The sequence below is a fragment of the Desulfosporosinus sp. Sb-LF genome (assembly GCF_004766055.1).
GTDB lineage: Bacteria > Bacillota > Desulfitobacteriia > Desulfitobacteriales > Desulfitobacteriaceae > Desulfosporosinus.
The window spans coordinates 197101-210810 of record NZ_SPQR01000003.1 but is presented as its reverse complement, the minus strand read 5'-3'; the positions used below and the strand labels follow the sequence as shown (position 1 = coordinate 210810).

At 42.1% G+C, this 13710-nt stretch carries 9 protein-coding genes; all 9 read left to right on the top strand.

Annotated elements, in window-relative coordinates:
- Positions 1-306 precede the first annotated feature (306 nt).
- Complete coding sequence (locus tag E4K68_RS05625; protein WP_199241694.1) at positions 307-1614, top strand: phenylacetate--CoA ligase; 1308 nt, start codon at positions 307-309, stop codon at positions 1612-1614.
- A gap of 74 nt (positions 1615-1688) precedes the next feature.
- On the top strand, positions 1689-3284 hold the full coding sequence (locus E4K68_RS05620; RefSeq protein ID WP_135377974.1) for an L-lactate permease: 1596 nt from the start codon (positions 1689-1691) through the stop codon (positions 3282-3284).
- 253 nt (positions 3285-3537) lie between these two features.
- Positions 3538-4434, top strand: coding sequence for a GNAT family N-acetyltransferase (locus E4K68_RS05615; RefSeq protein WP_135377972.1), 897 nt, complete (start codon positions 3538-3540; stop codon positions 4432-4434).
- 600 nt (positions 4435-5034) lie between these two features.
- Positions 5035-6963: a sigma 54-interacting transcriptional regulator gene (locus E4K68_RS05610; RefSeq protein ID WP_135377970.1), complete on the top strand. Its 1929-nt coding sequence runs from the start codon at positions 5035-5037 to the stop codon at positions 6961-6963.
- 408 nt (positions 6964-7371) lie between these two features.
- Positions 7372-7497, top strand: a complete 126-nt coding sequence (locus E4K68_RS21365) for a hypothetical protein (RefSeq protein ID WP_282432964.1) — start codon at positions 7372-7374, stop codon at positions 7495-7497.
- Between the two features lie 57 nt (positions 7498-7554).
- Positions 7555-8799, top strand: coding sequence for a hypothetical protein (locus tag E4K68_RS05605; RefSeq protein ID WP_135377968.1), 1245 nt, complete (start codon positions 7555-7557; stop codon positions 8797-8799).
- A 315-nt stretch (positions 8800-9114) separates the two neighbouring features.
- Positions 9115-10482, top strand: a complete 1368-nt coding sequence (locus E4K68_RS05600; protein ID WP_243450281.1) for a sigma 54-interacting transcriptional regulator — start codon at positions 9115-9117, stop codon at positions 10480-10482.
- Between the two features lie 469 nt (positions 10483-10951).
- Entirely contained in the window at positions 10952-12235 is a 1284-nt protein-coding gene (locus E4K68_RS05595; protein ID WP_135377964.1) for a CoA transferase, read from the top strand.
- 105 nt (positions 12236-12340) lie between these two features.
- Positions 12341-13684 (top strand): MFS transporter, encoded by a 1344-nt coding sequence (locus tag E4K68_RS05590; RefSeq protein ID WP_135377962.1) that lies wholly within the window; start codon positions 12341-12343, stop codon positions 13682-13684.
- Positions 13685-13710 lie beyond the last annotated feature (26 nt).

The window sequence follows — 13710 nt, the reverse complement described above, 5'->3', positions numbered from 1 at the left end:
ATTGGGGATATGTTAATCTAGTTTTAATTTTTGTACTGAATAATAAAGTGCAGTTGCCTATTGATAAAACGAGTTTCAATAATTTTTTGATAGACAATTATTCAATAGTTGGTTAGAATAGATTCTGTAGAGAAACCTGAGAATTGTTTCACAGGTTTGTAGTAGGGTAGAACTGGTCCGCATTATCTTTATCTAAATGGAAGGATGGTAGAATTTGAAGCATTCTGTGATTGTGCTTTAGTAGCTATCCTTTTTGGGTAGCTATTTTTTGTGTTTTGAATTTTTGCGAAGAAAGGTTGGTTAATAGTGATTTGGGATTTAGGGAAAGAATGTATGAGCCGTAGTCGGCTGGAAGAACTACAGCTTGAGCGACTGAAGTGGACTGTTAACAGAGTGTACAACAAGGTGCCCCATTATAGAGCCAAATTTGAAGAATTGGATGTTACTCCTGAGGATATCAAATCTTTAGACGACTTAAAGCGTCTCCCTTTTACGACGAAGGTTGATTTAAGGGACAATTATCCCTTTGGACTTTTCTCCGTGCCCCAAAAGGAAGTAGTTCGTGTTCATGCCTCATCGGGCACTACGGGTCGCCCAGTGGTCGTTGGCTATACAGCTAATGATCTTAATAACTGGACAGATCTAACAGCTAGGATGGTCACTGCGGCGGGTATAACCTCGGAAGATGTTGCTCAAATTGCATTTAACTACGGCCTTTTTACAGGGGGATTTGGCCTTCATTATGGACTGGAAAGGGCAGGCGCCCTTGTCGTTCCTGTCTCGGGAGGGAATACAGAACGACAGCTGATGTTAATGAGAGATTTTGGCACAACTGTTCTGATTTCGACTCCTAGTTATTCGCTCTATATCGCTGAAGTTGCCGAGAAGATGGGGATTGATATCTCCTCCTTGAATCTAAGGATTGGGCTATTCGGGGGTGAACCCTGGACGGAGGAAATGCGCAAGGAAATTGAATCGAGATTGAACATCTCTGCCTCAGATAACTATGGACTAAGCGAAGTTATGGGACCTGGAGTGGCCGGGGAATGTCAATACAAGTGCGGCCATCATATTGCTGAGGACCATTTTATTGTTGAGACGATTGATCCTGAGACTGGTGAAGTTCTCGAACCTGGCCAGGAAGGTGAACTAGTCTTCACTTCCTTGACTAAGGAAGCATTTCCCGTGATACGTTTTCGAACTAAGGACATATCCCGTATCAACCAGGAACCTTGTCAGTGTGGTCGGACCACAGCGCGTATGCGCAAGGTTGTTGGTCGTACGGATGATATGCTGATTATCCGCGGAGTTAATGTCTTTCCTTCTCAAATTGAAAGTGTCTTGATGAATATCGAAGGCATCGGACCTAATTACGTGATCAATGTCCACAGGCGGAACTTCCTCGACGAGCTGGAAGTGGTGGTGGAGCTTACTCGCGAAGACTTGCTTGAACCATATTCCAAGCTTGAGGATTTCACAGGACACATTCGTCAGAGGCTCCACGGCGTACTTTCTATTAATGTCCGCTTGAAAATAGTGCAGCCAGGAACCCTCGAACGCAGTGCCGGTAAAGCTAAAAGAGTCTTCGATTTTCGCAATCAGTGTGTGGAATAGGGCAAGTCCTACACGGATCCCTTAACATTGTGTATAACTCTTGAATTAAATTTTAAAGTGGGGTGGTAGTAAGGATGTTAATTAGTTCACTATTGTTAACATTGACCCCGATTGCAGTCATAATATTGATGCTTGTCGTATGGAAAAAACCTGCCGATCTAAGTGGGGTTGTAGGATGGATTGTTGTTTCGGTTATTGCGTTCTTATTTTTTCAAACAAGTCCTGAAGTGATCCTTCGCTCTACCATTGCTGGTGGGGTAAAGTCATTTGCGGTTTCCTTGGTTGTCGCAACGTCTTTATTACAGATGGCCTATATGGAGAAGACGGGGGCTCTAAAAAGAATTATTATTTTTATTAAAACGATTGCTAGTGAAAACAGGGCTGTACAGATAATGATGATCAATATTGGCTTCGGAACCCTGATGGTATCAGTTGGAGCAACCCCTGTCTCTTTGCTCCCCCCCATTATGCTGGCGCTGGGTTACTCCACTTATGTTTCTATTGCGCTTCCGTGTATCGGGTATGATGCTCTTTGCACCTATGCTTTGTTGGGTGCACCTGTGGTTGTGTTTGTTGACATGGCCAACTCTTTTCTAGGTAAGGGGCACGAAATTAGCTTATCTCAGGCAGGCAGCGTGTTTTTCATGTTCCTGCCGGTTATCTCTACCTTAATTGGTTTTTGCATGCTCTGGATTGTCGGCAGGTGGCAGGGAATCAAGGACGGCTGGCTACCTTGTCTGATTACTGGCGCGGTGATAACCTTGGTCTCATACTTTACGAACAAGGTGGATAGATTGGTGGTGCTGACAGGTATTATGTGCGGCGCTGCCGTTATCATCGCTATGGTTCTTTACCTTGTGACCACAGGAAAAAAAGTCATCGATAAAAGCAAGCTTACGGACGAGGAATTGCAGTATGAAAAGAACTATCCTCTTTGGAAAGCATTAACCCCTTGGGGTCTGCTGATTATTCTAATCCTTGCCCTTAATCTACCGACGGATATGTTTAATTTTCTATACAGAAAAGTGACACTTCCTATCGTCGGCTTGTCGGCAGATGGTAAGCCAATTATGACAAGAGCATTGTGGAATGCTTATACATGGATTTTCGTGAGTATCTTTCTTTCTATTCCTTTTATAAAACCGACGTCTGCTCAGTTGAAAGAGACGTTCAAGGTATGGTGGAGGAGGGCCCCTAGACCAGTCTTTGCAGTCGTTATCTTCTTTAGCATTGGGGAGATTATGAATTTTTCCGGCTACGATATGGTAGCCAATAAGTTCGCTGTCGCAAGCATGGTGCAGGTTTTGGCGAATTTCTCGTCCCAGATCTTTAGTAATGCCTACGGAGCTGTGGTCGCTTTCATTGGTTTATTAGGCGGATTCATCACGGGTAGTGAGGCATCTACGATCGCTATGTTCTCGATGTATACCATGAAGACGACAAGTTTGCTCCACATGGGATTACAAGGAATGCTTATTGTTACTGCTGGATTGGCCTTTGGCGGGGGGTTGGCAAGTGTCATTTCTCCAGCTAAGTTGCAAAATGCTGCTGCAGCCATTGATAAGATGGGGGAAGAAACGAAGGTCATTAGAATCGCCTTCGTATTTTCCTTAATCCTAATTGCAGTAACCACTGTTTTAGTTCTGGGATTATTAAGGATTTATGTCTAACTAATCGCATTAACCACAACTTTAGAACCGGCCAATATGAGTGGCCGGTTTTAGATCAGAGCAAACTGAAATGGACTTTTACAAGTGGAAAAGACGAGGCTGGAAGCAAGTAAATATGCTTCTAGCCTCGTAATATTTGAATGCTTGAGTTCAAGCGTTAATAGGGATAACATCATCGTAATCTTGAAAGCCCTTGTCCGAGTACCTAGAAAAACCTTATAATAAATGTGGGCGGTCATTAAGGAGGAAATCAATGTTTATTAAAGGGTATGTTAGTTTAGAAGAGAAGACTTTAAATGAAGTTCTTAAGCTTGAGAGAATTTGTAATAAGTATGATGACCTTGAGGGAAGCATGTTCTTAGACCCATCTTTAAATTTCAATTGTCATATTAAAAATGTCTTTCTGCTCTACGAGAATCAGGAGTTAATCAGTATGTTATCCATGTTCATCCCTACACATCTGGAAGCAGAAATTACGGGTTATACCTTACCCGAATATAGAAGAAATGGATATTTTAAAAAGTTACTAACGAAAGCAGCCAAGGAACTTAGAAAATTCGACATTTCCGAGGTGCTGTTTGTATGCGAATCCCGATCGAGCTCCGGTAAACAGCTAATCGATGCTCTAGCTGCTGAGTATGAGCATACCGAGTATTTTATGAGATTAGATCGGGATGGATCGAGAAATCGATCTGGGAGTGTGAAGGGAAATGCGTACACATATCGACTATCTCTTTTGCGGTCCGAGTTGAAAGACCTTGAAAAGGTAATCGAGACGAGTATCAGAACGTTCGATGAGCCTTACGAAGATGCTAAAAGCCGGATTGAGAATTGTTTTGCATCTGAAACTCGGGAACAGTACCTTGCGGCTTTAAACGGTGAACTTATAGGTTTAGGCTCGATAAATCAAGAAGACGGTGTAGGGTCAATATTTGGGTTTGGGATAGTACCCGAATATAGGGGCAGGGGATATGGAGAAGAACTACTACATCAGATTGTCGATAGTTTATGGCAAGGCGGAAAAACTGAAATAACGCTTGACGTAAATAGTGTCAATGTACAGGCGTTGGGGCTTTATAAGAAATTTGGTTTTAAGATAGAGGTCGCCTATGAGTATTATCGAAAAGATGTGGACGCGTTATTGAAGTGATAGAGTCGAAGCACGATCCTTGGATGTCTTGAAAATGCAATCAAGTTGTAGTGGTTATGCGACTTTTTTTAAGGTTTAACCCTTAAGGATTAAAAAAAAACCAATGAATTAATCCCTTTAGGATAAGTCCCAATTTACTAATTGTTTAGTAAATTGGGACTTATTTTAATATTAAAAATAATTATATTGTGTTCTTGAGTGATTTGGTATGGAACTTGCTTATATTTATAATCAGGTAGGCGCGAAGAAGCACAAAAAACTGCGCATGGGGCATAAGTAGAGCAGTAGTGTCAAGGTATAATATTCAGGGTAATTGCCAACAGGGGTAAACTATGTAACTTTGCGCCAAGAATGCCTTCCGCAAACAATTGGCTAAAGTGAAAACAACATTTAAGGCTTAAAATTAACCGAATAATTAAAAATCTTTTATTAGAAAGGAATTGATATGCGTTATGAACTGGGCTGAAGTCATACCTCTAAAACGTGAAAAAAGTTTTAATTAGCTTTGGCAGGAGATAATTAAAATTACACTATAACTTGGGATGACCAACAAGCAGACTAACCTTGGCGTTATTGTTTGTCGAACTGGAGGGAATATATATGCAGGCAGAGATTGTTCTTATTTCACCGAACAAAGAAGTAACCCAGCTAGTAGAGAAAGTCCGGAATGAAATGGATTCCTCCGTCTTCATTATAGAAAGTTCATTTAAAGCAGCTGTTACCCTGGTCAAGGATATCATATCCCAGGACCCTGACCGTATCAGGGTAATAGCCTGTGGTGGGGCTACTCTGAAGCTTTTGCGCAAAGAATTGCCTTCTGCACACATGGTCGATATCCATCCAACTGAGCATGAAATAGTCCTGGCGCTTGATCAGGCAAGGATGTTCGGAAAAGAAATAGGCCTGTTACTTCCAGGCTCTGAGAATCTTCCTGTTATTGAAAAGCTTAGCGGTGTTCTTGGTCTTCAGGTAAAAGTGTATGAATATAACAACTGGCGGGAACTTGAAATTCAGGTTGTAAATGCGCGTCGAAATGGTTGCAAAGTAGTGTTGGGTGTTGGCGAAAAAATCTCAGCTTTGGTGAGAAAGGAGGGATTACAATTTATTTCCGTGTCGGCTGGGGAAAACACGGTTAGAAATGCCCTTTCATGGGCTAAAGATATTATAGAGGCCGAAATTCGGGAGAAAGTAAATGTTGAACAGATGAATGCAATTTCGGCTTATGCGCATGAAGGAATCATAGTTGTTAACGAGGAAAATATTGTATCAGTTTTCAACCCGGTGGCTTCTAGGCTTTTTGGGTTGAGTGAAGCTGAAGTGGTGGGACGACCGTTGCAAGAATTAAGCTTCTGTCGGTGTTTGGTTGAAATATTTGAGGGTCTTGAGAAAAGGTTGGGGTACGTTCACCAGGTCTTGAATGGTACAGTTTTGGTAAATAAAATTCCTATTATCGACCAGCAGTGTCCAAAAGGTATTTTGGTTACGTTTATGGAAATTCCGAAGGTCCAAGATGAAACTAAGAACCGTAAAGAATTATTCACGAAGGGACAGGTTGCCAGGTATTATTTTGACGATATTATCCACGTAAACAGCAAAATGTCTTCTGTTATTGCAAAGGCTAGAAAGTATGCCAACACTGACTGCACTGTGCTTATCCGGGGAGAGAGTGGCACTGGGAAAGAATTGCTTGCACAAAGTGTTCATAATGAGCAGTACGTAAGGAGTAAAGGACCTTTTATTGCTGTGAATTGTGCTACCTTGGACGATAACTTATTTAAAAGCGAACTTTTTGGTTATACTGAAGGTTCCTTTACCGGTGCAAGTAAAGGCGGAAAACCTGGTTTGTTTGAACTGGCAAATGGAGGCACCCTGTTCTTGGACGAAATCGGAAAAATGAAATTGGATCAACAAGGCAACTTGTTGCGGGTGTTGCAGGAAAAAGAAGTGCGGCGGATAGGTAGCGATCGTGTAATTCCGGTGGATGTTCGGGTGATCGCCGCCTCTAATGAGAATTTGGAGGATTTAATCAACAAGGGCCCCTTCCGGGAGGACCTGTATTTCCGCTTAAACGTATTAAATTTAGTATTACCGCCTCTACGAGAGAGAAGAGAGGATATCCCTGACCAGATTGGTTTCTTCTTACAAAGATTTTCTAATAAGTATAGCAAGTCAATCTTCAGGTTGCCTCCATTGGTCATTAAAAAGCTTTCGAATATGGATTGGCCTGGTAACAGCAGGCAGCTGGAACATTTCTTGGAGAGATGTGTTGTGTTGGCTGACAGCGAGAGAGATGCATCTGAAATCGTGTTAGAGCTGTTGGAAGAGGAATTCGCTGAAGCTGTTTTTTCTGTTAAAAGTAAGGGTAGGCCTACCGAGGACCAAATCAGCGTCGGTATTAGTACTTTAGCGGAAATGAATAGCGAAATCGTCCGCAGAATTAGAGCAAGGGCCAAGCTTAGTAATAGTGAACTGGCATTGAAGCTGGGAATTAGCAGGCCCACGCTGTCTAAAATGTTGAACTACAAATAAATGAAGATAACGTACTAAGAAAGGCTGCAAATGTTTTGCGGCCTTTCTTAGTGCGCTTAGTTGATTGAGTGTTTTTAGGTAAAATTTTTTACATCAGAGGAAAGAATATTTACAGTTTGTGTGGTTGGCCTACCTCTTGTTTTCTCAGTTAGTTGCACCTAGTGGGGTGGCAAATCTTGTTATCGTGGCATGATAATTGCAATTATACAAATAACTGAATTATTAAAAAATTAAATCCAGGAATGGAGAGGAGGTTGTTTTCTCATTGACACCATGTAAGGACATTAAACTGTGTGTCGTCAGAGAACAAAGCAAACTAGTTTTGAGAAATACAGAAAGGGGATAAGAAGCATTTGGAAAGATGAAAGGAAATTGAGCACATTCCTGAGCCAGCTTTAATGCCGACTTATGAACCACTATTGGCTTGAGAGTGTGGATGAGTGGAAGTATCGTCGGGCTTCATTTGCAGAATCTATGCTTGCGGAATATGGGGCTCAGGTGATTCTGTTGAACGACAAAACGTTGGAGACCTGACATTTGGACACGATTACTTTGAATCGTTTTTGAAATCAACTTAAGGGAGGAAGGTCAATGTCAAATCACGGTTCACAATCCCGCTGGGGGCAACCTATCACTGGTCTTATTGCAACAGTTTCCTTTTTTATCATCGCTTTGATAACGTGGTACATTTTTGGATCTCCCAATGGAATCTTCAAATACTATGAACATCCCATTCTTGAGTATTTAGCCATGATGGTTTTGGTGGGTGTTTGGCAACATATTGTTTTTGGGGATTGGCCCTTCGCAAAGCTTAAACCGCTGACACGAGCGGTTGTGGAAACTGGGGTCAATATCATAATGACCTATGTGATTATTTATGATATCTTTCAAGGCTTTCTTGGAAAGCTTATACTTCCGCTTTGGAGTGTTGAGGCCTTGGTGCACAGGGGCATAGCAGAAGAATTAGCTAAAGAATACGTCGGTGGGGCGATTACAATGTTCGTCCTTATAGGGTTTTTCACCTATGCGTTTTGGACGCTTATTTTCCATAAGTGGCCATGGGGAGGTAAACTGACCCAGCCTGCCTTAGGTTTAGCGGAATGGGGAATCACCACTGTAGTGACGCTTTTGGCCTATGGAACGCTTATTTACCCCTTCTACGTTAGTGTAGTTCTAAAGCAACCTTTTGCAGCGGCTGCACCTTGGTGGGGGGGGATTGATGGCGTCTCGCACTTGAACTATGTCGTAGGAATTTGGGAATGGATGATCATTTACCTTTTTATGACAGGGAATATATGGTCCGGAAAACCGTTTCATCTTGCAAGAAAACAACCTTGGATTGGGCTGGTTGCCTTGGTTTCAATTATTCTTATGGCCTATCTAACGGTAAAAGTTTTAATGTTTGGGATGGGAGCGATATGGGGTGCCGTGGATCCAAAGGCTTCTGATGGGCCCACGTCCTTGGTATGGCGCTATTACCATACCGCCACCATGGCCGGGTTTACTTTATCACCGTTTTTGATCTGGAACCATTACTTTGACAACTGGCCACAGAAATGGGGAAACGTTGTTGGGTGGGTCGTTCGTACAGTTGGAGTTTTCGTTATTGGTATGGCCCATTATCTTATTTATTACGCACTATGTTTTCCTTTATTAGGACTGAAACCTGAACTTTCTAATCATGTTAACAAACCCTTGGTTTGGTTATTTTGGATGGCTATGATGGTAGTCCTTAATATTTGGTTTATGGGAAAAGGCCCTTTTTATAAGCTGGCAGATGAGCACACGAACGTGGCGGAATCAAAGGGGGTATCGAACGCGACAAAGGTTTTATAGAACCCAAAGCTGCAGTGGCGCTCAAATCTAGCCGGAATAGATACGTATTTATACGTCATTCCGGCTTTTTATTTGAGCATTGTAAGCAAATTTATTGTTTGGAATTTTTCGGAAGGTATTTTTTAACTAATGTTGAATAGGTTTAAAACATAAATTTATAGGTATATTCAGATAATTTATGGTTAACGAACAATTTTACTTGCGGAGAGATATTAGTTTAGCTAGGCGCTATCTTTTTCTATTTAAGCCACTAATGGAGGGGATAAAGTGATTTCTGAACACGTACAGCTAAACTCTAAACAACAACACCCATTTATACAAGGATTAAGGAAAGTACGCGAACAGCAGTTTTTACAACAGATTATTGACAATTCATCGGATGCGATATTTGTCATTGATAAATTCGGTAACGTGCTTTTTGCTAATGCGGGTGCCGGAAAGTTTATGGGGTATAAGGCTGAAGAACTTATTGGAAAAAATGTAGAAGATCTTCTAAAAGAAGGTTTATATGACTGGTCTCCAACTATGAAGGCAATAAAAACACGTTCCCTTGTTTCGGGGAATGTGAGAAACAATCGTGGAGTTCAGTCTATGGCTACCAGTAATCCTTTAATAGATGAAAATGGCGACATTGTTATGGTCATCACTAATGCACGTGAAAAAAATGTGATTGATGAGTATATCGCAGCTTTAGAAAAAGAAAAAACAACCGTTAATCGTTACAAAACTGCGGTAGAATATTTAAGTGAGATGGATTTGGAAAGTAAAGAAATAGTGGCTGAAAGTCAACAAATGCGACAAATTATTGAGGTCAGTAATGTCATAGCGAAAACCGACAGTACTGTCATGCTGATTGGAGAGACCGGTACTGGTAAAGAAGTAATGGCAAGGCATATACATCGAAATAGTTTTCGATCGAAGGAACCGTTTATCCCGGTAAATTGTGCAGCGATTCCCCATGAATTATTAGAGTCGGAATTTTTCGGCTATGTGCGAGGGGCTTTCTCGGGCGCAAATCCACAAGGAAAACCGGGACTAATTGAAGTTGCCGATAATGGAACGTTGTTTTTGGATGAAATTGCCGAATTGCCTTTAGCAATGCAGTCTAAGCTGTTAAGAGTATTAGAATCCAGTGAAGTACAAAGGTTGGGTGATACGAGCATTTACAAGGCCAATGTTCGATTTATTGCTGCTACGAATAAAGACTTAAAAGCGATGATTAGCCAAAAACTGTTTAGAAGCGACTTATACTATCGGCTTAATGTAATACCCATCAAATTACCGCCTCTAAAAGAAAGGGCTGAGGATATTCTTATCTTCGCTCACAAATTCTTAAAAGAATTGAATAAAAAATACGCCCTAAAGAAGGCATTCTCTGCGCAAGCGACTCAGGCGTTTCTCGACTATAGTTGGCCTGGAAATGTCCGAGAATTGCGTAATGTAATAGAGAGGTTGGTTATTACGTCAACTAGTGACATTTTATATTTTGAGTATGATTTAGAATGTTTGCCAGAAATAGATATAGCCTATCAAGGGACCTTGAAAAGTGTTATGAAAGCAGTAGAAGAGAAGTATATACATCAAATGTTGGCTGAATGTGGTGGGCGGGTAGACGAAGCGGCAAGGCGATTAGGGGTCCACCGCACTATGCTGTATCGGAAGAAGAATAATGAATTCAAATGAATATCGAAATCGTCCGCAGAATGAGAGCGAGGGCTAAGCTTAGTAATAGCGAACTGGCATTGAAGCTCGGAAATTAGCAGGCCCACGTTGTCAAAGATGTTAAACTACAAATAAAACATTAAACATTATCAAGGCTGTAAGTTTTTTACAGTCTTTTTTGGCGCGCTTAGTTTGCGTTGTTTAGATAAAAAATTTTACATATGAGGAAAAGAATATTTACAGTTTATTTTTGGTGTGCAGCCTTTTTACCTCGGATTAGTTGCACCAAGCGGTGTTGGAGTAGGTGTTTATCTTGGCACGGCAATTGCATTATAACCAAATATACTGAATTATTTAAAAATTTAATTTGTAGAAATAGAAAGGAGGTTGTATTCTCATCTACCCAATGGAAGCACATTGAACTGTGTGTGTCGTCAGGGCAACAAAGCAGATTGGTTTTGATAAAATACGGAAAGGGGATAAGAAGAATATGGAGAGATGGAAGGAAATTGAACGTATTCCAGCACCGGCATTAATGCCAAAATACGGGCCACTTACGGGTATGAGAGTGTTGATGACTGGAAGTATCGTTGCGGCTCCTTTTGCAGCATCAATGCTTGCGGAATATGGGGCTGAGGTCATTCATGTTGAGCGGCCAAACGTTGGAGACCCCTACCGCGAACAGGCTCCTGTAGTTAAGCACGGTGACAGGAAGGTTAGTGCCGGTTGGATTCAGGAGGCAAGGAATAAGCTCAGTTTAACCCTTGAAATTAATCTCAAAATCCCGGAGTCTAAAGAAATCTTTCTTTCCCTGATCAAGAACTGTGATGTTTGGGTGGAGAATATGGTTTGGACTGAGAAGTTGGGAATAACCGAAGAGATGTTGTTAGAAATAAACCCGAAGCTTGTCATTGCTCACATCAGCGGCTTTGGGAGGCCACAGTTCGGCGGTGTTCCCTCAGAGTGCGACAGGCCTTCGTACGACCCTATTGGCCAAGCCGAGGGCGGCTATATGTTTCTAAATGGTTTCCCGGAGCCATCCCCTCCTTCTCACGCAGCCACATTTATCAACGATTACTTGACTGCTATGTTCGCAGTCAACGGGATTCTGATGGCCTACCATCACGCTCAAAAGACAGGCCAGGGTCAAGCCATTGACATTGCTCAGATCGAGGCCATGAGTAAGTGCCTTAATGACACCTTCGTACAGTACTTCCTGCTAGACAAAATTAGGCAAAGATCGGGTAATAAGGTAGCCATCTTCCAACCTGGTAACCTGTTCAAGACAAAGGACGATAAGTATTTATACATTGGCGCCTATGGTCCTGCAGTTTACGGGAGATTCGTCAAAGCCCTTGGCCTCGACCTGAACAAGTACACCCACGAAGTGGCAGGTGGTTCGGTAGAAGCGATAAACTCTGAAATGGGCCTTGAGCTAAATCGTATTGCCTCTGAATGGGTAGCAGCGCACGATGCGGAGGAAGGCAAGCAGTACTTGCTGAGCTTGAAGGTTCCCTGTGGGATCGTGAGGACCTCTGCTGATTTGGCCGCCAATGAGCACTACCAGAAGAGGGGGAATTTCATTGAGTATAAAGATGAGACCATGGGGGAGACAGTGAAAGCCTTTGGGTTCTGTCCGAAGATGAGCGAGACACCAGCTCAAGTATGGCGGGGGGCTCCGAACCTTGGGCAGGATACCGAAGTTATTCTTAATACACTCCTCGGTTACAGTAATAGCGAAATAGCTGCTTTTAGGGAAAAAGGCATTATCTAGAGGGCGGTGCTTCAACAATGATGCGGAAATAGCTCAGAGATTAAGGGCAGGGGTTGTTAGCCTGAACGGATCAGAATGGAGAAAAATAGGGGAGGCAACAAACAAATGGAAAAGACTTCAATTTCCGAGATTGTTGATAGATTAGGTGTATCAAAATACACCTTTAGAATTTACTTTTTAATTGGGCTTGCCCTTATTTTTGCTGGTTATAACTACATGATTGTTTCCTATACAATGCCACAGATGGCTAAGGAATGGACTTTAACGAAGATTCAAATGGGGAGCCTTTCTTCGTGGAGCATTATTGGCTTATTGATTGGGGGAATGGGTGCAGGAGTAATTTCTGATCGCATTGGGAGAAAAAAGACTCTTGCTATCTTTGTTATCGTTTTTTCCCTGTTAACATTTCCAGTTTATTTTGTTCAAAGTTTCCAAGGGTTTGCTCTTCTTAGGATCCTAGGTGGTATCGGTTTTGGTGCATGTATCCCTATTGCCGTAACTATGATGTCCGAGAGCGTACCAACCAAAAACAGAGGCTTTTTCACCTCGTCGATCATGTCCTTTTATGTGTTAGGCTGGGTGCTGGCGGGTATAGTGGCAATGTATGTGGTTCCCGTATATGGATGGAGAGTTTGCTATCTTGTAGGAGGGATACCTGCTTTATACGCATTTGTTTTGATGGCTGCACTTCCTGAATCATTGCATTGGCTTTTAGGCAAAGGGCGAGAGAAAGAAGCAATAGAGTTAATTAAACGCATGGAGATAGCTTCAAATGGTGTAGCAGGTGAATGGGCCCCAAGTAGTTTAGTTGCACCACCTCCCCCAAAGAAAGTTGGAGTAAGTGCTTTATTTTCGCCAGAATATCGTCAGGCAACGTTGGCTCTTTGGGTCATATACTTCATGGGCTCAGTGGTAATATATGCAATCAATGGTTGGTTGCCAACCCTGCTTGTAGGAAAAGGGTATGGTTTAGTGAAGGGTTATTCTTTCGCCGTTTTACAAAATGTCTTAGGAGCAGTTGGTGGCCTGGGCACTGGTTATGTAGCAGACATCATTGGACGCAGAACAAACGTGATTTTAGGTTGGATCTTTACGGCTGTAGCCATTCTCATGCTAGGAGTTGCTACAAATCAATGGCAAGTCGTTATTTGTGGAATGTTAGTGGGCCTAGCAATGAATTGGGGTCTAAGTGGAACACAACCGCTCCTTGCTGAAGGGTACCCAACTGAATTTAGAAATACCGGTGTTTCCTCGGCTCAGGCATTTGGACGTGTTGGAGGATTTCTCGGCCCCATCGCAGGAGGGTATATACAGCAGTTAGGTGTTGGTTTTACCGGTACGTTTGTTTTCTTCGCTATTCCAGCAGTATTAGCATCAATTGTAGCCTTTTTCTTTATTGTTGAAACGAAAGGAAGAAGTATCGAAAGTATTGGCAGAATTAACGCTTAAGAGGCGCTTAAGAGGTATAGAGGCAA